The 21766-nt window shown below is 51.3% G+C and carries 16 protein-coding genes; 13 read left to right on the top strand and 3 right to left on the bottom strand.

Annotation, left to right across the window (positions count from 1 at the left end; genetic code table 11):
* Positions 1-454 precede the first annotated feature (454 nt).
* The 9 genes from V2546_RS10850 to V2546_RS10810 all read left to right on the top strand — a co-directional run bounded on the left by V2546_RS10850 (position 455) and on the right by V2546_RS10810 (position 11937).
* Positions 455-613, top strand: coding sequence for a hypothetical protein (locus V2546_RS10850; protein WP_329752319.1), 159 nt, complete (start codon positions 455-457; stop codon positions 611-613).
* Positions 614-711: 98 nt separating this feature from the next.
* On the top strand, positions 712-2151 hold the full coding sequence (gene purF / locus V2546_RS10845; RefSeq protein ID WP_118531651.1) for an amidophosphoribosyltransferase: 1440 nt from the start codon (positions 712-714) through the stop codon (positions 2149-2151).
* A 101-nt stretch (positions 2152-2252) separates the two neighbouring features.
* Entirely contained in the window at positions 2253-3683 is a 1431-nt protein-coding gene (gene purB / locus V2546_RS10840; RefSeq protein ID WP_329752318.1) for an adenylosuccinate lyase, read from the top strand.
* Positions 3683-4588 (top strand): LysR family transcriptional regulator, encoded by a 906-nt coding sequence (locus V2546_RS10835; RefSeq protein WP_215702799.1) that lies wholly within the window; start codon positions 3683-3685, stop codon positions 4586-4588. The genes purB and V2546_RS10835 overlap by 1 nt, the downstream gene beginning before the upstream one ends.
* 186 nt (positions 4589-4774) lie before the next feature.
* Positions 4775-6055 carry an adenylosuccinate synthase gene (locus tag V2546_RS10830; RefSeq protein ID WP_329752317.1) on the top strand — a complete coding sequence of 427 codons (1281 nt, stop codon included), beginning with the start codon at positions 4775-4777 and terminating at the stop codon, positions 6053-6055.
* A 244-nt stretch (positions 6056-6299) separates the two neighbouring features.
* Positions 6300-7106: a hypothetical protein gene (locus tag V2546_RS10825; protein WP_118531647.1), complete on the top strand. Its 807-nt coding sequence runs from the start codon at positions 6300-6302 to the stop codon at positions 7104-7106.
* 233 nt (positions 7107-7339) lie between these two features.
* Complete coding sequence (locus V2546_RS10820; protein ID WP_215702797.1) at positions 7340-8293, top strand: AEC family transporter; 954 nt, start codon at positions 7340-7342, stop codon at positions 8291-8293.
* 155 nt (positions 8294-8448) lie between these two features.
* The gene (locus V2546_RS10815; protein WP_329752316.1) at positions 8449-10158 is read left to right on the top strand and encodes a S8 family peptidase; all 1710 of its coding nucleotides are present in this window, start codon (positions 8449-8451) and stop codon (positions 10156-10158) included.
* A gap of 237 nt (positions 10159-10395) precedes the next feature.
* A complete protein-coding gene (locus tag V2546_RS10810; RefSeq protein WP_329752315.1) occupies positions 10396-11937 on the top strand; it encodes an amino acid carrier protein in 1542 nt (513 codons plus the stop codon).
* Positions 11938-12004: 67 nt separating this feature from the next.
* Here V2546_RS10810 and V2546_RS10805 read toward each other — a convergent pair whose 3' ends face one another.
* Positions 12005-12604 carry a TetR/AcrR family transcriptional regulator gene (locus V2546_RS10805; protein WP_182426803.1) on the bottom strand — a complete coding sequence of 200 codons (600 nt, stop codon included), beginning with the start codon at positions 12602-12604 and terminating at the stop codon, positions 12005-12007.
* A gap of 210 nt (positions 12605-12814) precedes the next feature.
* Here V2546_RS10805 and V2546_RS10800 point away from each other — a divergent pair, with 210 nt between their 5' ends.
* From V2546_RS10800 to V2546_RS10785, 4 genes are all read left to right on the top strand, one after another.
* Positions 12815-13567 (top strand): hypothetical protein, encoded by a 753-nt coding sequence (locus tag V2546_RS10800; RefSeq protein WP_329752314.1) that lies wholly within the window; start codon positions 12815-12817, stop codon positions 13565-13567.
* 81 nt (positions 13568-13648) lie between these two features.
* Positions 13649-15967 (top strand): efflux RND transporter permease subunit, encoded by a 2319-nt coding sequence (locus V2546_RS10795; protein ID WP_118531630.1) that lies wholly within the window; start codon positions 13649-13651, stop codon positions 15965-15967.
* On the top strand, positions 15951-17990 hold the full coding sequence (locus tag V2546_RS10790; RefSeq protein ID WP_329752313.1) for a hypothetical protein: 2040 nt from the start codon (positions 15951-15953) through the stop codon (positions 17988-17990). The genes V2546_RS10795 and V2546_RS10790 overlap by 17 nt, the downstream gene beginning before the upstream one ends.
* A 152-nt stretch (positions 17991-18142) precedes the next feature.
* Complete coding sequence (locus tag V2546_RS10785) at positions 18143-19141, top strand: hypothetical protein (protein WP_329752312.1); 999 nt, start codon at positions 18143-18145, stop codon at positions 19139-19141.
* A 379-nt stretch (positions 19142-19520) separates the two neighbouring features.
* On the opposite strand, the gene V2546_RS10780 is transcribed toward V2546_RS10785, so the two are convergent.
* Positions 19521-20813 carry a GHKL domain-containing protein gene (locus V2546_RS10780; protein WP_329752311.1) on the bottom strand — a complete coding sequence of 431 codons (1293 nt, stop codon included), beginning with the start codon at positions 20811-20813 and terminating at the stop codon, positions 19521-19523.
* Positions 20794-21540 (bottom strand): LytTR family DNA-binding domain-containing protein, encoded by a 747-nt coding sequence (locus tag V2546_RS10775; RefSeq protein WP_329752310.1) that lies wholly within the window; start codon positions 21538-21540, stop codon positions 20794-20796. Before V2546_RS10775 ends, V2546_RS10780 begins: the two co-directional genes overlap by 20 nt.
* Between the last annotated feature and the right edge of the window lie 226 nt (positions 21541-21766).

Genomic DNA, 21766 nt, shown 5'->3' with positions numbered 1-21766 from the left:
CTCTATGGTGAGATGCTTCTGGTTGCCTGGGATATATTTACTCATAGTCAAACTCCTTCTACTGCTGTCAGAAGGACGATTAAAGTATCATATCAGTATGCATGAGTAAATATCAACTGTGCAAGAGTAAACTCCACCGCCCTTTGGAGAAGTGGAATTTAAATTTTCATTTTAGGGTATGATCCTGCGGGCCATTTTTCAGTTGAGAAAATGCGGGAAAAAAGATATAATAAGAATGCATATTGAAAAACTACATAGGAAACCGTTAAACTGTGAAAACGAACCCTAAAAAATCCTGAAAGGAGGGAACGCTATCCGCTATCTGTATCGTCCATACCATCCGTGGAGACACGGATACCGAAGGGAAAAGATAAGAAAAGCCGCCGTAAAGACTGCAAGGATCCTTTTGCTGCTGGAGCTTCTCTGGTTCGCATACTCGTATGCGAGATCCGGGATGACGGAGAAGACCTTCCTGGTGCCGGAGCTGGAGGCGGGACACTCCGGGGAATCTGTCTCTGAGACGGAAGGGGAAATTTATGGTATCGGGATCGAAAAAGGAGCCGGAAATTTGTTCTGGTTTCACAAAGAAGTACGCAGGACGCCCGGAAACTGAACTTTTTCTTGATTTTCCATATGGTATGTATTATAATTTCTACTGAAACACTGCTGTTTTATCGTAAAAACTTATAAATCAGAGGATGAAAAGCATTTATGGAGAAATCACTTACTTTAGACTGGGGAACAGATGAGCTGCACGAGGAGTGCGGCGTTTTCGGAATGTACGATCTGGACGGAAATGATGTTGCGTCTACCATTTACTACGGATTGTTCGCTTTACAGCACCGCGGACAGGAGAGCTGCGGAATCGCGGTGAGCGATACATACGGACCGAAAGGTGTTGTCAATGCCTGTAAGGGGATGGGACTCTGCAACGAAGTCTTCACGTCAGAGAAACTGGAAAAATTAAAGGGAAATATCGGTGTCGGTCATGTCCGGTATTCCACGGCCGGGAGCAGTACGATCGAGAATACCCAGCCGCTCGTTTTAAACTATGTGAAGGGAACTTTAGCGCTGGCGCACAACGGAAACCTTGTCAATGCGCCGGAGCTCCGCAGAGAGCTCGCTTACGACGGAGCGATTTTCCAGACCACGATCGACTCCGAGGTCATCGCCTACCACATCGCCAGAGAGCGCTGCAAGGTGGGAACTGCTGAGGAGGCCGTGGCAAACGCGATGAAGAAGATCAAGGGTGCCTACTCCCTTGTGATCTCCAGCCCGAGAAAGCTGATCGGCGCCCGTGACCCGCAGGGCTTCAAGCCGCTCTGCATCGGTAAGCGTGATAATGCCTATATCCTGACCTCCGAGACATGCGCGCTTGACACGATCGGTGCTACCTTTGTCCGCGACGTGCTTCCGGGCGAGATCGTGACGATCAATAAGGATGGCATCAAGTCCAACCTCGCGATGCATGACCCGAAAAAAGAGGCGAGATGTATTTTTGAATATATTTACTTTGCGAGACCTGACAGCGTCTTTGACGGCGTCGGCGTCTACCACTCCAGGATCTATGCGGGCCGCTGCCTTGCAAAGGATTCCCCGGTGGACGCAGATATTGTTGTCGGCGTTCCGGAGTCCGGAAATGCTGCCGCCCTCGGATATTCCATGGAATCCGGAATCCCGTATGCGATGGCGTTCGTAAAGAACTCCTATGTCGGAAGAACTTTCATCAAACCGGGACAGAGCAGCCGTGAGTCTGCGGTCCGGATCAAACTGAACGTCTTAAAAGAGGCCGTGGAAGGAAAGCGCGTCGTTATGATCGACGACTCTATCGTCCGCGGAACGACCAGCAACCTGATCGTGGATATGCTGCGTGAGGCAGGAGCGAAGGAAGTCCATATGCGGATCTCCGCGCCGCCGTTCCTTTACCCGTGCTACTTCGGAACCGATATTCCGTCCAGCGAACAGCTGATCGCCCACAACCGTACCGTGGATGAGATCTGCAAGGTGATCGGAGCAGATTCTTTAGCCTACTTAAAGATGGAGCGCTTAAGTGAAATGGCAAACGGACTTCCGATCTGTACGGCATGCTTTTCCGGAGAGTATCCGGTGGATCCGCCGGAAGAAGATATCCGCGGAAGTTATGAGAAATAACAAGGGGAATTTTAATGTTCCACAAAACCCCATAGTTAGCTGAAAATTCGTGAAAGTATATTGAACTACAAAAACATTGAATTAGAAAAGAGGATTTTGTCATGAACGACAGATACCAGAGCCCGCTCTCTGAGCGATACGCAAGCAGGGAAATGCAGTACATTTTCTCTCCGGAGAAGAAATTCCGCACATGGAGAAAATTATGGATCGCATTAGCTGAGACAGAAAAAGAACTCGGTCTTCCGATCACAGATGAGCAGATCGAAGAGTTAAAAGCCCATGCGGAGGATATCAACTTCGAGGAAGCAAAAGCGAGAGAGAAGCTTGTCCGCCATGATGTCATGTCCCATGTATACGCTTACGGACTCCAGTGCCCGAAGGCAAAGGGGATCATCCATCTGGGTGCAACTTCCTGCTACGTCGGCGACAATACAGACATCATTCTTATGACAGAGGCGTTAAAGCTCGTCAGAAAGAAACTCATCAACGTGATGAAAGAACTTTCCGACTTTGCGGATAAATATAAAGAACTTCCGACACTGGCCTTCACACACTTCCAGCCGGCGCAGCCGACAACGGTCGGAAAGCGTGCGACCTTATGGCTGCAGGAACTCTGCCTTGACCTTGAGGACCTTGACCATGTGATCGGTTCCATGAAATTACTTGGTTCCAAGGGAACGACAGGAACCCAGGCAAGCTTCCTGGAACTCTTTGACGGGGATCATGAGAAGTGCCGCGAGGCGGACAGACGGATCGCTGCGAAGATGGGATTCTCCCAGTGCTTCCCGGTATCCGGACAGACGTATTCCAGAAAGATCGACAGCCGTGTGCTCTCTGTTCTTGCCGGGATCGCGCAGAGCGCCCACAAATTCTCCAATGATATCCGCCTTCTCCAGCACTTAAAAGAAGTGGAAGAGCCGTTTGAGAAGAACCAGATCGGATCTTCCGCGATGGCATATAAGAGAAACCCGATGAGAAGTGAGCGTATCGCTTCCTTAGCGAACTATGTGATGTCCGATATGATGAACCCGATGCTCGTTGCCTCCACCCAGTGGTTCGAACGTACTCTGGATGACTCCGCGAACAAGCGTCTTTCCGTGCCGGAAGGATTCCTTGCGATCGACGGTATTCTGGATCTCTACTTAAACGTTGTCGACGGTCTTGTGGTATATCCGAAGGTGATCGAGAAACACTTAATGGCAGAGCTTCCGTTTATGGCGACCGAGAATATCATGATGGATGCGGTAAAAGCCGGCGGAGACAGGCAGGAACTCCATGAGCGCATCCGTGAGCTCTCCATGGAGGCAGGAAAGAACGTCAAAGTGGAAGGAAAGGACAACAATCTCTTAGAGCTTATCGCTGCAGATCCGTCCTTCAATTTAAGCCTCGACGAGTTAAAGAAGACTATGGATCCGAAGAAGTATGTCGGCCGCGCACCGAGACAGGTTGATGAGTTCCTTGATGAGGTTGTCCGCCCGATCTTAAAGGAAAATGCGGATCTTCTCGGAGTAAAAGCGGAGATCAATGTATAATGGAACATGCGAGCAGCATCAGTACAGAATATTATAAAGTATTTTATTATGTAGGGCGCCTCGGCAGCATTACCGCTGCAGCAGAGGCGCTCTGCATTTCCCAGCCTGCGGCGAGCCAGGCGATCAAGCAGCTGGAAAAAGCGCTGAACACGAAACTTTTTCTGCGGACCCAGAAAGGCGTAAAACTGACCACGGAGGGAAAACTCCTGTATCCTTATGTGGAGCGCGGGATGGAAAACATCCTGGACGGCGAGGAGATGTTAAAGCGCCTCGTGGATATGGACATGGGAGAGGTGCGGATCGGCGCGAGCGATATGACACTGCAGTTCTACCTGCTTCCGTACCTGGAGACCTTCCACGAGCGATATCCGAATATCAAGGTCATGGTCTCCAATGCGCCGACGCCGGAGACGATCGAGTCTCTGTACGAGGGAAAGATCGATTTCGGCGTTGTGAGCACGCCGTTTGACGCGAGACCGGAGGTGGAAGCCTTTGAGGTGAAGAAGATCCGGAATACCTTTGTCGCCGGAAACAAGTTCTGGACGCTGAAGGGAAAGCGGATGGAGTACGGGGAACTGGAGCATCTGCCCTGTATTTTCCTTGAAAAGGATACGAGTACGAGAAAGTTCATGGACCGCTTCCTGGAAAAGCGCGGGATCGTCCTGGAACCGGAGTTTGAGCTCGCCACCAGTGATATGATCGTCCAGTTCGCGATCCGGAACATGGGGATCGGCTGCGTGATGGAGGAATTCGCGAAGGAGAAGATCGAGAGCGGAGAACTCTTTGAGCTTGCCTTCCGGGAGATGATGCCGGAGCGCGAGATCTGCGTCGTGACGGACCGGAAGGTACCGATCTCACCGGCGGGAGAGCGGTTTTTAGAAGTGCTGAGGGAACGTCGGGGGTGACGGATCCGGCCGTGTATAGTAATGCATAAGCTGCTATTATGGACTTCATAATAAATATTGACTTTACTTATGGAGACTTTTGTTGTAAACTATGAAAGTGTCATGAATATGACAGCTACAACTGCGTAAGACGCCGGGATGCGCAAAGTGCATTCCGTTTGAACGTCCAAAGGAGGATATTAGAACATGGTTAGAGCAATCGTAGGCGCCAACTGGGGCGACGAGGGAAAAGGCAAAATCACAGATATGCTGGCAAAGGAATCCGACATTATTGTCCGTTTCCAGGGCGGCAGCAACGCTGGTCACACAATTATCAACAATTACGGAAAATTTGCCCTTCATCTTCTTCCGTCCGGTGTATTCTATAATCATACAACAAGCATCATCGGCAACGGCGTGGCATTAAACATCCCGTTCCTTGTAAATGAGTTAAACGACCTGACAAGCCAGGGCGTTCCGATGCCGAAGATCCTCGTGTCCGACAGAGCACAGATCTTAATGCCGTACCACATTTTATTTGATACTTATGAGGAAGCGCGTCTGGCTGGTAAGTCTTTCGGCTCCACAAAGTCCGGAATTGCTCCGTTCTATTCTGATAAATATGCAAAGATCGGTTTCCAGGTCAACGAGTTATTCGGCGACGAGAAGGAACTGATGGACAAGATCGAGAATGTCTGCACACTGAAAAATGTAATGTTAGAGCATTTATATCATCAGCCGGCTCTTGATCCGAAGGAGATCTTCAATACTCTTATGGAGTACAAGGAGATGGTCGCTCCGTATGTATGCGACACATCCAAATACCTTCGCGATGCGATCAAGGCAGGAAAGAATGTCCTTTTAGAGGGCCAGCTCGGTTCCTTAAAGGATCCGGATCACGGTATCTACCCGATGGTTACATCTTCCTCCACATTGGCTGCATACGGCGCGATCGGCGCAGGCATTCCGCCGTACGAGATCAAGAACATCACAACAGTCGTTAAGGCTTACTCCAGCGCAGTCGGCGCAGGCGCATTCGTCAGCGAGATCTTCGGAGACGAGGCAGACGAGTTAAGAAGACGCGGCGGCGACGGCGGTGAGTTCGGTGCGACAACAGGACGTCCGAGAAGAATGGGATGGTTCGATGCTGTTGCTACAAGATACGGCGTTCAGATCCAGGGTTCCACAGAGGTTGCCCTCACGGTTCTTGACGTTTTAGGATATCTTGACGAGCTTCACATCTGTGTAGGCTACGAGATCGACGGAAAGGTAACAAAAGACTTCCCGACAACTCCGGAGCTTGAGAAGGCAAAACCGGTATACAAGACTCTTCCGGGCTGGAAGTGCGAGATCCGCGGAATCAAGAACTACGAGGATCTTCCGGAGAACTGCAAGAAGTATATCGAGACGATCGAGGAAGAGATCGGAGTGCCGATCACCATGGTTTCCAACGGACCGGGAAGAGACGAGATCATCATGAGAAAGTAATCCTGATCGATGACCGGAAACTGCAGCGGAACATCGCTACCGGGAACGGATATCGGATGCAGGGATCATAGATACAAACAAGTGGAAAAAGCGGCAAATCTATGTCAGAAATGACAAAATTTGCCGCTTTTTTCTTAATTTTTCATAAATCCTGCCATCCTCCAGTTCTTAGCGCTTGCGTTCTCAAAAAAATCCCTGTATAATGGCATTAGTTGATAAAAACCCATGAAGGAGTGGATTGAAAATGAAATTAAAGAAAGTTATGCTTATGGCAGCGCTCGCTGCAGCGATCGGCAGTGTAAATATGGTGACTGCATTTGCAGATGAGACTGCTTCCGGAGAAACAAAGTACGGCTGGGAGAGTGACGCAAAAAACAACTGGCGTTATTATGACAAGGACGGAAACCTCGCAAGCGGATGGATCAAATCCGAAGAGGGAGACGGACGCGGAAATGAAGTATGGTACTATATCGATCCGGCAACCCACATTATGGTCTCCAACACCACAAGAAACATTGACGGCGTTGATTATACATTTGGTGACGATGGAAGCTGGGTAGCGCCGAGAACAACTGCTCCGAAGGGACATATCACAGGAGGAAGATATTACAATACCTGGTCGAACCTCTGCATCCCGCAGATCATCGGAACAACGGAGACAAAAGAAGATGTCGGTGACGACTATATCGGCAGCGAATATAATGCGATCGGAAACCCGTACCGCACACAGGATCTCTGCATGAGCACAGATAACGGTGATGTTGAGATCTATTATCTCGATATGAAGAATAAACCGGATATGGATGCACAGACATTTGTAAATACACTTGTCGGTATTGAGAAAGCACAGAAAGGCCAGGCAACGCAGGCTGCTGCTGTGACGATCGCAAATCAGCAGTATTACAAAGCGTCAGTAACCGGAAAGAAGACAACAAACACTTACTACTGCCGGAAACAGGATGGATATATGGTTGTGATCTATACCAACGGAAGGATCAAAAATGCAAGTGCTCTTGACAGCATTGTCATGAATATTACAACTGCACAGTAACAGGATCAAACGTGTCATTTGCACGATGCCCCCGGGTCTGATGGCTCCGGGGGTCTTTTTATAGACTCTTTGTAACTATTCAGTAGGTCTGCGCACTTGCTGCGCTGACCGTAATAAAACATGGGACGGAAGGCAAAAATCCCATCGGCGAAGCCGATCTGGAATGGATTTTTGCTCGTAACTGTGAGGGTACTGAACAGTTACGACTCTTTTATGGATTCAGGGGGATGGGAATGGTCTTACAATCGATAAAAAGTATTTTTGCACTGTTGATATTGATCGGAATGGGCTTCTATTTCGCCGGAAAGAAATGGTTCGGAAAAAACGGAATGGATTTTCTTTCTAAATTTACGGTGGAGGCGACGCTCCCGTTCTATATGTTTTATAATATCTATCGAGACCTGGAAAGCCGGGAACGCCTTCTGTTCCTGATCACAAAGGTGCCGTATGTGTTTGCGCTGATCTTAATGTGCGTCTGTTTAGCGGCAGTGACGGCAAAGGTGTGCCGCATCAGGGAGGACAGGCGGGATACTTTTATCGTGGCAGCGGGTTTCCCGAATGTCGTTTTTATCGGATTTCCTGTGATCCAGGCGCTCTGGGGAGAGGGGATCACTTCCGTCGGCGCGATCTATTATATCGCGAGCACAGTCCTCTTCTGGACGCTGGGGATCAGTCTGCTGCAGCGGGGAGAAAAAAACGGCAAGAGTGCGAGATGGGCGCAGAATATCAAAAATCTGTTTTGCCCGACGGTCGTAGGAATGTTTCTTGGAATGGCAGCAGTCTTTTTCAGGATCGAAGTCCCTGATTTTATCCTGAAACCGCTGTCCATGATCAGCGGGGTCACATCCCCGTTGGCACTTGTGTTTATCGGAAGCGTGATCCGGAACATGGAAACATCATCGATCAGGATCGGAAAAGATATCGTTGTGGCGGTCCTTATGCGGTTTATCATGGTGCCGGCGACCGCCGTTGTGTTCCTCAGACTCCTGCCGGTGACACAGGAGATGAGAGAGGTATTCTTCATGCTGACCGTGATGCCGGCGATGGCACAGATGGGGATCATGGCGCGGGAGTATGACAGGGACTATGAGTTTGCCTGTACCGTCATCACTGTGACAACCGTGATCAGCATGGTGACGATCCCGGTGTTCATGTACCTGATGCAGACGTTTGTAATCTTCGGATAGAGGTTCGGAACAGGATCCGCAGTCACTGCATAAAATATCCGGAATGAATCTGTCTGCGTTGGAATCTGCGTCAGATCGTGATGATGTGGGATCCGGCGTGTAAGTTTCGCCGGCGTGAGACAGGCAGGGGACAGAGGAGATGCGGCACGGCGGATATGGAAGATCAGAAGGCTGAAAATCTCTTAAATCTGGCACTTTCCGTTCCGGAGGAGACGAGAGAGCGGACAAAGGAGCTGAATATTGGATATGACAGGGCGGACCGGACCTGGGAGATCATCGTGAAATACCACGGGGATCTTGCGTCTGTGCTGAGAGAAAAATTCCCAACTGTTTCGGGGACATATCTTTTAAATGATTTTGCGATCCTCCGGATCCCGGAGCGGGATGTCCCGGGAGTGATTGCACTTCGGGAAATTGAATATGCGGAGAAACCAAAGAGGCTGTTCTTTGCCCTGAACCGGGCGAGAGCGGCCTCCTGCTTTCTTCCGTCACAGAGCGGAAATGAGGGACTCACAGGAAGAGGCGTTCTGGTGGCGGTGATCGACTCCGGGATCGATCTGTTTCACGAGGATTTCCGGAATGAAGATGGAACTACGAGAATTTTGTATCTGGACGATCAGGTCACCGGGAAGACATATGAAAAGGCGGAAATCGATGAGCTGCTCCGCGGGGAGAAAACACCAGGAAATTTCGGAAGTCCATCGTTTGACACGAGTGGTCACGGGACAGCGGTGGCGGGGATCGCGGCCGGAAACGGGAGAGCAAGCGGCGGGCTGTACCGCGGGGCCGCATATGAGAGCGAGCTGATCGTTGTCCGTCTTGGGATCCCGGATCCGGCAGGATTTCCGAGGACGGCAGAGCTGATGAGCGGGATGGATCTTGCTGTGCGAAAGGCATTGGAGCTGGGGAGACCGATGGCGGTGAACTTAAGCTTCGGAAATACATACGGGTCGCATGACGGCGGCGGACTTCTGGAGAGGTATCTCGATTCCCTGGCGCAGATGGGACGCTTCGTATTTGTGACCGGAGCGGGGAACGAGGGGGATTCAGGAGGACACGCAAGACCGGTGATCGTGCCCGGAAGGATCGCGGAAGTCCGCCTTTCGGTGGGCAATTATGAAACGGGATTCGGAGTACAGATCTGGAAAAATTATGAGGACGGGATGCGGATCTTTCTGAGAGATCCGTCCAGTGACGCGGAGTTCGAACTGCTTCCGATACGTGGGACGGACCGGATCCGGATCGGGGAGACGGAGCTTCTGATCTATTACGGGGAGCCGTCCCCGTTTAATGCCGCCCAGGAGATCTACATCGAGTTCGTTCCGGAGCAGGCGTATGTGGAGAGCGGAATCTGGATTTTCCGGTTTCTCGGAAAGGGGCGGGAAGATACATATGTGGATCTCTGGCTTCCGTCATCCGCCGCACTCGGGCAGAATACGGCTTTTCTCGAACCGTCGCCGGAGACGACGCTCACGATCCCGTCCACGGCGTTTCGTCCGCTCACTGTCGGCGCCTACGACAGCCGGACCGGGATCTATGCCCCGTTTTCCGGCCGCGGGGACACCAGAATCTACCATGCCCAGAAGCCGGATCTCGCAGCGCCGGGCGTCGGGATCATGGCTCCGAAGAGCGGAGGCGGATATGAGGCGGTCACAGGAACGTCCTTTGCGGCGCCCCTCGTCGCCGGAGCCGCGGCGCTTCTCATGGAGTGGGGGATCGTGAGAGGGAATGACCCGTACCTTTATGGGGAGAAAGTGAAAGCGTACCTGAGGAAAGGGGCGAAACGGCTGCCGTCCGAGCTGGAGTATCCGAATCCGAGATTGGGGTATGGGGCGCTGTGTGTTTCTGAAAGTATACCGGAATGAAATGTGGAAGGAACATGAACTTTACAAATTTCTGAAATATGACAAATTTTTCTTGAAAATACCAAATATCAGAGATATTATAGAAACATATACAAAAACGAGTCCGGAATATCGAAAATCAATGCGCAAATTTCGCAGCGTGGAACGATAATCTGAATTCGACTGCGGCGTGTGAAAATGCCGGGGCGTTCGATCCGGTCATTCACACAAATAAGAGATCATGAGGAGGAAAAAGCTATGGAAGCATTGTTTCAGGCCGTAAATGCCATATGCGGGAAGATCCAGATCGTCTCAAACCTGTTCTGGGATTTTCCGACAAACTTTGACTGGTATGCGAAGATCCCGATCCTCGGGAATTTCAGTCTGGCGATCATTCTTTTAGTCGGAACGGGAATTTATTTTACATTCCGTCTGCGTTTTATCCAGGTGCGGAAATTCCGCTACGGACTCCATGTCCTGATGAGGCAGAAGAGCAGCGGAACGGGAATCTCATCCCTCGCATCATTCCTCTTGTCGACGGCGATGCGTGTCGGTCCCGGAAACATCCTGGGTGTCACCGGCGCGATCTCCACGGGCGGTCCGGGCGCTCTGTTCTGGATGTGGATCTCTGCGTTCTTCGGAATGTCGACGGCTTTCGTGGAGGCGACGCTCTCCCAGATCTTTAAAGAGCGAAAAGATGATGAGTATGTGGGCGGCCTGCCATTCTACGGAAGAAGACTTTTGAAGAATGCAGCGTGGGCAGGAGCGGCGCTCAGTGTCCTCTATATTATCTACGCGTTCCTCTGCTTCCCGGCACAGGGCTTCAACACGATCTCTGCGGTCGGCGCGATCGCGGGCGTGTTTACCGGGACCGTGATTGAGACGAATTCGTCCCTTTACTGGATCTCCTTCGCAGTTCTCATTGTTGCGACGGCGATCATCAGCTTTGGCGGGATCAAAAAAGTCACAAAGGTCACAGACCTGTTAGTTCCGGTCATGGCAGTAATCTATATCCTGACGGTTGTCCTCCTCATCGTCTTTAACATCCCGAGGATCCCGTGGTTCTTCGGAGCAGTCTTCTCCGAGGCATTCCGTCCGGAAGCAGTCTTCGGCGGAGCGTTCGGCATCGCATTAAGCCAGGGCATCAAGCGCGGCTTGATGTCAAATGAGGCAGGACAGGGAACCATCACGATGCCGGCAGCGGCAGCAGATGCGAACCATCCGTGTGATCAGGGCTGTGTCCAGGCACTCGGCGTATTCCTCGACACGATCGTGATCTGCACCCTGACAGGTTTTGTCGTTGTCATGGGAAGAATGTGGCTCACGGAGGACAGTGCGGCATGGTTTGAGCTCGGGAAACTTGACCGTTTCCTGACATCATGCGGCGCACTCACCGGAACCGGAACCATCTACCATCTTGTGACGATGCTCGTCAGCGTCTGCTTCGGATTGTTTGCGTTCACCTGCTTGGTAGGCTTTATGTCCTTCACGGAGATGTGCGCGAACCGGATCTCGACACGGCCTGCATTTATCAATACGATCCGTGTGCTCTGCCTTGTTGTCATTTCCTTCGGCGTCATCACAAATATTGCCGGCATGGATCTGAGTGCCCTCTGGGATCTCAGTGATTTTGCGAATATCCTCATGGTTTACTGCAACCTTCCGTTACAGTATATCGGATTCAAATATGTGCTTCGGGCGTGGGAACACTTTGAAAAGAATGACGGAACCGCGTTTACCTCGAAAGTTGCGGGGATCGATGTTCCGGCGTGGGATGAACACGCAGAGAAGAGAAAATAGAATATATAAAATATAGAAAGAATGCCGTCTGTTCACCTGGTAAAAAACGGTGACAGGCGGCATTTTGTCATGTCTCGTCTTCCTTTGCCTCCCAGAAATCCCTCTGGACAAACCGGCACACATTTTCCACATAATCAGCGATCGTGTAGTCATCGGCCAGCTCCAGGTAGGATTTTAGCGTTGTAAGGTAAAAACTTGACATAAACGAAACATAGAGCGGCATCGCGATCTTCAGGCGGTACCCTTTGCTTTCCCCGTGCCATCCGCTCTCAGCCAGGATTTCAGCGAGATCATGCTGGATCAGGAACATCAGGGACCCGTTTTTATTTACCTGGTAGATCTTCTGGTACTGGGCAAGGTTTTCCTGCGCCTGTGAGAGCAGGAACGTCAAAAAGATCCGCAGGGAGTTCATGTTCCTGAAATATAAAAGGTCCTCCACCGGACGAAGTCCTTCAATATACATTTTGATGCAGTAGTGGAGCAGATCGTACTTATCCTCAAAATACCGGTAGAAGGTAGAGCGGGAGACCATGGATACCCGGCAGATATCCGTCAGGGAAATCTTTTCAAACGGCATTTCCGCCAGCAGATCCAGAAGCGCTTTCATCAAAAGCAGGTAGGTTCTGCGGACAGAGACATGCTCTTCCTGTATAGGCAGCTTTAACATAAAGCACAAAACTCCTTTATCCATTCCAAATTGGACAAAAACACTCAAATTGTCTCATTTGGCACAATTTTTGAAAACTGGTTCTTGAGTATTTTAACATAAACATAGATAATATTGCAAGTAAAAGGAATGAAATAAAAAAGATCCTGCTGCAGGGTGTGCGAGAAAGAAAGGCAGCCGGAGCAGGAGAGGAAAAGCGGAGGCGATCGGATGATCAGAAAGAAAGATGTACGAAGAATGGCAGCAATCCTCTGCGTGATGACCGGAATGACCGGGATTCCCGCCTATGCGGCAGTTCCGGAGACGCTCGGAGCGAAGCCGGGTTGGAATCAGATTTCCGGAAATTGGTACTACCTTATGGGAAACGGTGCCTGGAACACAGATTTTATCGAGGATGAAAATACATGCTACACGTTCACAAAGGACGGGATCTTCTCCTATGCGAGGAAAAATCCGAACACGCGGGGCGGAGCGTACCCTGTTGATATGCTGGATCAGAAGGAACAGGAACTCTTTGATGAGATGAATGATGAGAAGAGCGACCTGTTTTTTGATGCTTATCCGGATGCCGAGGACGACTATGACAACGGGGATGTAGAGTTTTACGATGGGCAGGCGAGCTTTGTCCTGGACCAGACGTTAAATGAAATCGCAGAGAAACGGCTCTCTCTCGCAATGGAGAAGGGATATTCGAAGAGCAGAAATATGATCCCGGGCGAGGGAACGGTGAGCGATTACATAAAGAACGTACTTCCGGAGAGAAAGAGTGCGACATTTTTTGAGATGTACCTCTGGGGACCGGAGGAGACGTACGATCCGTATGATTCTGTCATGATCCGGATGCAGGAAAAGGCGGACCGGAAGAACGATAAAAAATATTCTCTGGAATACTACCGCAGAATGGGAATCGCCCATGAAAACAGAGACGGAAAAGACTACTATATGGTAGTTCTGGAGCGGTAAGAAAAAAGAAATGACCGGGCGGTCCCGCGCCAGATCCGCGGTGCAGGACCGGCTGCATTTCAGAATTGAAGGAGAGAGGACATGGGAGAGAAGTTAAAGAATGCGCTCCGCGGGCATAAGGAGAAGAAAAAGAGCCAGAGCGGCGGCTTTTCCTATATGCTTGCGTCGTTCATCATCCATAAACGCGCGTGGATCGAGACAGTCTTTGTGATCGGCTGTCTCTTATCACTTTTGACGATGAATTTCGTCAATGTAAACTATGACCTGACAAAATACCTTCCGGATACAGCGGAATCGGCGATCGGACTTGACGTCATGCGTGACAAGTTCGGTTATCCGGGAACTGCGCGGGTCATGGTGAAGGATGTCTCACTATATGAGGCGAAGCAATATAAAGATGAGATCGCAGAGATCGATGGCGTGGACCAGGTGCTGTGGTGCGACAGTTCCGTCAACATCTACGCCGGGGAAGATTTCATCAATGAGAGCGACATCAAGGATTACTATAAGGACAGAAACGCAGTCTTCGATATCACGTTTGTCGAGGAGAGCGATTCCAGCCGGACTTCCAACGCGATCAATGAGATGAAAAATCTTCTCGGCGACAAAGGCTGTTATGTCGGAATGGCGGTCCAGAACAAATCCATGACCGAGTCCATGGAGAGCGAGATGAGCAAGATCCTCGTGGTGGCCGTTGTCATGATCTTTGCAGTGCTTTCCGTGACGACGACGGCATGGACGGAACCGATATTATTCCTGTTGGTTATGGGTGTTGCGGTCCTCTTAAACAAAGGAACGAACATTTTTATCGGAACGGTCTCGTTCCTGACGGAAAACGTCTCGATCATATTGCAGCTGGCGACGTCCATGGACTACTCGATCTTCCTGCTTGATGCGTTCATGAATTACCGCAAACAGGGAATGAATGAGGAGGACGCGATCATCAACGCCGTTCAGGAGGCGATCAACTCGATCTTCGCCAGCAGCCTGACGACAGTCGTCGGCTTCCTCGCCCTTGTAACGATGAAGTTCTCGATCGGCTTTGACTTAGGTCTCGTCCTTGCGAAAGGTATCGTGTTCAGCCTTCTGACCGTCGTATTCTTCATGCCTGCAATGATCCTGAAGTTTGCGAAGCTCAATGAGAAGACGAAACACCGTTCCTTCATGCCGGATTTCCACGGCCTTGGAAAGGTGATCTACCGGATCCGCCCGATCGTGTTCGCGGTGATCGTCCTTGTGACGCCGCTTGCCTACACAGCGCAGGGATTAAACGACTTCCTCTACGGAAATGATTCCATGGGTGCATCGGAAGGAACCCAGGTCTATGAGGATGACCAGGAGATCACGAAGATCTTCGGACGAAGCAACATGCTGCTCGCCCTGTATCCGAACACTTCGGAGGTCAATGAGCGGGCGATGGCGAAGGAGATCAAGGATCTCTCCTATGTAAAGAGCGTGACGGCCCTGGCAGACACGCTGCCGGAGGGGATTCCGGAAGAGTTCCTTCCGAAGTCCACGGTGGAACTCTTACATAAAGGCGGCTACTGCCGGATGCTGATCTACACAAGAACAAAGACGGAGAGTACGGAGGCGTTCAAGGATTCCGATGCGATCCAGGAGATCGTAAAGAAATATTATCCGGATGGCAGCTATCTCGTCGGTGAGACGCCGTCGACCCAGGATATCAAGTCCTTCATCGTCAAGGACTATGAGAATGTAAATGTGCTGTCCCTTGCGGGCGTATTCCTCGTCGTTATGATGAGCTTCAAGTCGGCAGTCATGCCGATCCTCGTCATCATCCCGATCGAGGTGGCGATCTTCATCAACATGGCGATGCCGTATTTCCAGGGCGTTGAGATGGTGTACATGGGCTACATCATCGTCAGCAGTATCCAGCTGGGTGCGACGGTCGATTACTCGATCCTCTTAGCAAACAACTATCTGGCGAAGAGAAAGACGCTCTCGAAGAAAAAAGCTTGCGTGGAAGCGATCGCGGCGTCCTGTTCCTCGATCTTTACATCCGGTTCCATCATCACGCTGGCCGGATATATTGTATACATGATCTCGTCCACAACGGCGATCGCCGACCTTGGCCACCTGATCGGACGAGGCGGACTGTTCAGCCTTGTATTGGTACTGACAGTGCTTCCGCTGCTCCTGACCTTGTTTGACAACTTTATCGTCGGGGAGAAGCCGGCAGCGGCGCTTGCGAAACGTCTTCACCGCCGGGTGAAGAACCGGAGAGAAAAACGGAACGCGAAAAAAGGTGAGACGGAAGAAGATACAGAGGAAGGCGCGGATCCCTACGAGGACGATGAAAACGAAGCGGCGGCAGGTAGGGAGCCGGAGATGACAGATAGAGAAGGAATGGAGGAGAACGGTGATGAGACAGAAAAATAGAAAGATCATGGCAGCGGGAATGGCAGCTGTCACGCTCTGCACCAGCCTTGTTTCCACGCCGGTCTATGCGGCGGAGGCGTCTGTGAGCGTCGATGAATCGATGTACGTGAACCTGGATTACTATGGTTCTGTAGATAAGGTGAATGTTGTGAAAGGAGTGAGCTTAAACGGACTCACGAGCTTCACGGACTATGGAAATTATCTCGATGTCACAAATATGACCAACAATACGGCCCCGGAGATCGGAGACGGAAAAGTTACCTGGAATCTCCCGGCCGACACAAAGGGATATTTTTACTATAAAGGAGCGATCGACAAGGACACGGTGACACTTCCGTGGACGATGGATGTCTCCTACAAATTAAACGGAGTCCCGACGGATGCAGAGAAGCTCGCCGGAGCTTCCGGACTCGTGGAGGTCCATGTGACCGCGAAACCGAACGATGCGGCGAGAGATTATGATAAGAACAATATGCTGCTCGTTGTCGCGATGCTCGTCGATATGAGCAAATGCTACAGTGTCGAGGCGGAAGGCGCGCAGACGCAGAGTCTCGGTTCCCAGACCGCGATCATGTATACGGCGCTTCCGGGCGAGGACGGCGACTATACAATCCGGATCGGCTCTGACAAATTCGAGACATCCGGCGTCATCATGGCGATGGTCCCGGGAACTGTGAAAGACCTTGAGCATATCGTGGACTTAAAGGATGCGAAGGACACCTGGAAAGGTGCCGGAGACCAGTTATATGACAGCATGGACCAGCTGGCAGCTTCTTTGGAGAGCATGAGAAGCGGCGTCAACGAGCTGAAACAGGGATTAAACGAGGCGGAGAATGCGAGAGGCATCATCAGCGGTTCCAAAGATGAGATCCTGGACAGCAATGACCAGGCACTTGCATCCTTAAATGCCCTTTCCGAGCAGCTCGGAACGATCATCCCGTATATCCAGACGGCGAAGGATGCCTCCGAGGTTGCCCACAGCAGTCTGACGGATGTTGTCAATACGCTCGGAAATATGCAGGAACCGCTCCGGAAGCTTGATACGAGTCTTCGCGGTTTAAAGAGCAGCTCCGGAAGTGCGTCTGTGAGCGTTGATGACGTGGTATCAGCAGTCCAGCAGATCAAAAGGCTGGACACACAGCTCCAGAAGAGTATCGTGGACTTTATCAAAAATCTTGCATCATCCCAGGCATCCATGGAGGATGCGATTGCGGATTACTACGATGTTGAGGCAGGGGATGCGGATGAACAGGCACTTGCCGAGGCGGCTGCGGGAGCAGATACTTCCGCCGGTCACGCCGGTCTGCTGAATGCCCAGGAGCTGATCGGGATCTTAAAACAGAAGGAGAAAGCGCTCCGCCAGGTTGCTTCCTCCAGCAATGCGCTGGTTTCCGACACATCGAATATGCTGGATGATGTGTCGAATGTCGCGAGATATCTTGCGCAGACGACGGATCAGATGGATTATCTGATCGAGGATACGAAGGCTCTGAAGGATTCCCTGGACGTCTATTATCCGGATCTTCAGTCTGCGCTGGATGATTCCAAAGAGCTTGTGAACCGTACAACGGATGCGCTGAATAACAGCACGAACTCTCTGACACTTGTACAGAATACGGTCCGTGCGAGCTCTGACAGCCTTGATGCGGCGGCGAAGGATTCCATCAAGGGAAGTCTGAATGTCCTGAACAAGAGCCTGAATGTTCTCGACAGCACCAGCTCCATGAGAAAAGCCGGACGCACCATGAAGGATACGATGGACAATGAGTGGAGTGATCTTGAGGATGACACCAACTTCTTAAATATGGATCCGAGTGCGGAGAAGGTTTCCTTTACTTCCGATGAGAATGCGGAGCCGAATACCCTGCAGATCATCATGCGCACGGAGGAGATCAGCGTGGATGATGATGCAGAGCTTCTCGATGCAGAGACAGAGAAGGCAGCAGTCAATCCGCTTCAGAGAATGTGGAACATGCTTGTCCAGATGTGGAAGGCGATCGTTGAGATTTTTAAGAACAGGTAAATAAAGGATATGTGACAGATCTGTGCAGGAGGACGTGCGGCAAATTTATTTTGCCCTGTGCCGGAGCAGGGGAGACCCCGTACTCCGGAACCGTTTTTCTGCACATATTGACATATGGGAGAAAAATTTCCGGGAAGGAGAAGAAAAAGGATATGAAGAGATTCGGAAAGAAAGCCATCGTTTTTTTTCTTGCGGCGGTCTTTGCTGCTGCGGCAGTAGTTCCGGCTTTTGCTGCGGATAAGACGGCGGTTGGGAAGATCTATCTGACGATCGACGGTACGGTGGGCTTAAAGGATGACTCTGAGGACGTCACAGTGACGCCGTACGGCGATAATACGGACCATTACTATGTGGATTCCATCTATATCGAAAACAACGACGGAAACGGCTATACGGAGTCCAATCCTCCGAAGGTCACGGTGACGTTATCGGTCGCGGATGAGGATTCTTGTTATTTTTCCGGGACGGCGTCGAAGGATTTCCGGCTCACGCTTTCGGATTCTGCGAAATCGGGTTATGGGAAGGCGGAGTATGTGAAGGCGGTGAAGAGGGATGACAGGAGCACGCTGGAGCTGACATTTCGTCTGACGCTCGATAAGAAGACGACCTCTTCAACGACGAGCACCATCAAGTCACCGGCAGGTGCTGCCTGGTCCCCGAATGCGTACGGGACGGGAACATGGCAGGCGGTCAGCGGGGCGAAGTATTACCAGCTCCGGCTTTTGAAGGATGGAAGTCTCACAGGGGATGAGTTTACGATCTATGGGACGGCTTATGATTTTTCGAGACTGATGGGAACGACGGGCTCCTACAGTTTTGAGGTCCGTGCGGTGAAGGCTTCGAACAATACGAAGAGTGCCTGGGTGCGTTCCGGGGAGATCGGATCGTATGCCTCCGGTTCCTGGAAGCAGAGTGCGGACGGAAGATGGTGGTGGGACTACGGTGACGGGACGTGGCCGGCGGCGAAGTGGCTGTATATCAATGGAAAGTGGTATTATTTCCAGGAGGACGGGTATATGGCGACGGGATGGATCACGTTGTACAATAAGTCTTATTATCTGGATCCGGTGAGTGGAGAGATGTATAAGAGCCGGAGGACGCCGGATGGGATGTATGTGAATGAGAGTGGGGTGTATGTGCCGGGGATGTAGGAGCGAAGGGGATTTGGGATATCTTTTCGGAAAATATGAATAGAAGGAAAGCGGGACAGATCATTTTTTTGAGTGGTCTGTTCCGCTTCTTTTGTTTTTTGGCGATTTGGGGTGGTTGGCGGGGGTACGCGGCGAGCGTCCGGCCGGGTGTGCCCGGGATGCGGGGAGGGTTCCGCTAAGCTCCCGTGCGACTGCTAAGGGCGGACAACCGATGACACAACTCGCTGCGCTCAGACAAGTGTCATCGGTTGTCCAACGCAGTCACCCGCGAGCTAAGAGGAACCAGCTCCCCGGATCAAGGCACTCCCGGCCGGACGCTCGCCGCTGGCATTGCTGGGAGTGGGACGCTCGCCGCTGGCATTGCTGAAAATATATTTTTTTACGGGTTCAGCATCACGGAGGCGTAGAACATGCCGTCTTTCCATGAGAATCTGGCGTCGCCGTGGTAGCGTTCTGCGATCATGCGGATGGATTCGGTTCCTATGCCGTAGCCGGTGTGTTTGGTGGAGAGGAGGCGGTCGCCGGACCAGGTCGGGCCGGATGCGCTTGTGTTGTCGGCTGTGATCGAGAGCATGGAGGAGCTGGTCTGGCAGACGTGGAGACGGATAAAGGGCTGGATACCATCATCTGTGTCTGCGCAGGCATCGACGGCGTTTTCGAGGAGGTTTCCGATCAGGACGCAGAATTCTGTCTCCGGGATCAGGAGTGGTTCTCCCATCTGGATCTGGAACTGGGTGGTGATCCCGGTTTTTTCGGCTTTTTCTGCGTAGAAGGAGAGGATCGCGTTGACTGCGTAGTTTTTGCAGTAGCGGCGGACATCCTGGACCGGGAACATGGATTCGTAGTCTTTTAGGTATGCTTGCAGGGAGGCGAGATCTCCGTGGTCTGCGCAGTCTTTGATGACGGCGAGGTGCTGGCGGAAGTCGTGCCGGGCTCTGCTGCTGTCGCGGATCCTGGCTGTGAGGAGGTTGTACTGGTCGGACTGGATCTCGAGGAGTTTTTCCATGGATTCGGTCTTGACGGCTGCTTCTGCCTGTTCTTTGAAGAAGCGGAGAAGCAGGATCAGGGTATGGCTGATGAGGAACATGCAGAGGAGCATGAGGATCCTCGCCATAAGGGCGGCCTGTGTGAAGCTTCCGCTCCGGATGCTGCCGGTCAGGAGAAAGATGATCATGGTCGCGGAGAAGGGGAGGAGCCATGCGGTCTTCCAGAGGGCCGGAGCCTGGATCGCGGACAGGCTGTCAATGATCTCCATCAGGCGCTTCATCATGAACCAGGCGGTCAGGAGTACGAGAACGAATGTGATGAGCCCGGACTGCCAGGAGAAGAATCCGCAGTGGAAAAATGTCTGGCAGACGAAGAAGGCGCAGGCACGGATCACCATCAGATAGTCGATGACGAAGATATACTGGAAGGTGATGATCCCGACATTTGCTTTTACGAGGGAATAGAGGAAGATCCCGAAAACAGGGATCGCTGTGTACTGGACGTAGACAGCCGGGAGACCGGCGCTGACTAAGAGCGCGAAAACGGTCAGGTAGAGCAGTTCCGCCATGACCGAAACCAGGAGGATCTTTCTGCCGGAGATCCGGAGTGTGGAGTGAAACGGCAGATAGGCAAAAATATGAAACGGATAGGTACAGAAAAATTCATTAAAAAGCAGCTCCGCCATAGGAACCTCCTCTGACTGCGGAATAGGAATATTCGAGAAATTGTTCCCGCACGTCTTTGTATTTTAAACGGCTGATCGGAATATAGACTCCGCTTTTTAAGAGAAAGCGGTCGTCCAGAAGTTTGTCCACATCCTCAAAGTTTACGAGCATGCCTTTGATACAGTCGCAGAACCACGGATACTCGAGAAGGAGGGCGGAGAAGCTTTTCTGGTTCATTGGGACTTCCATCTTCCTTCCGTCTTTGAAGTGGACAAGAATCTGGCGGTTTACATGCTCTGTGTAGGAAATTTTGTGGAGCGGGAGAGGCATTGTTCCGAGGGCAGTCGGAACATCGATGGTCCTGCTGTCTTCCCGGGCGCGCAGGGCGCAGCGGTCAAGAGCGGTAAAGACCTGTTCCTGCCGGATCGGCTTTAAAAGGTAAAAGACGGCGTTCACATCGTAGCTTTCCACGGCAAATTCCGGGGAGGTCGTGATGAAGATGAGTCGGCAGTCATGATCGGTCTGCCGGATCTTTTTGGCAGTCTCCATGCCGGTGATCCCGGTCATATAGATATCGAGAAAGATAAGATCGTAGGAGCCGGAGGTAAAGCCGCTTAAAAAGGACTCTCCGCTTTCAAATTGATCCAATGCATCGAGTTTAAGCTGATGCTGCTCCATATATGTATGAACGAAGCCGGCAAGACGGTCGGAATCCGTCTTTAAGTCGTCAACGATCGCAAGTTTCATAGATGTATCCCCTTTACAGTGTCTTTGGTAGCAATCTGCCAGTCCGGTGATTCCCGGAGACAGAATGATACTGGAAACATTTTACCATGTTTTTTGGAAAAAAGTGTGAACGAATGAAAAATTATAACGAACACTTTTTTCTTCCATTTTCCCCCAAATGATGATATGATGGATAACAGCAGCAGGACCAGAGACGAACATACAGAAGACACGCTGCTGCATAGAA

The sequence above is a fragment of the Clostridium sp. CM74B_53 genome (assembly GCF_036318045.1).
Lineage (GTDB): Bacteria > Bacillota > Clostridia > Lachnospirales > Lachnospiraceae > Pilosibacter.
This window is presented reverse-complemented; position numbering and strand designations above follow the sequence as displayed.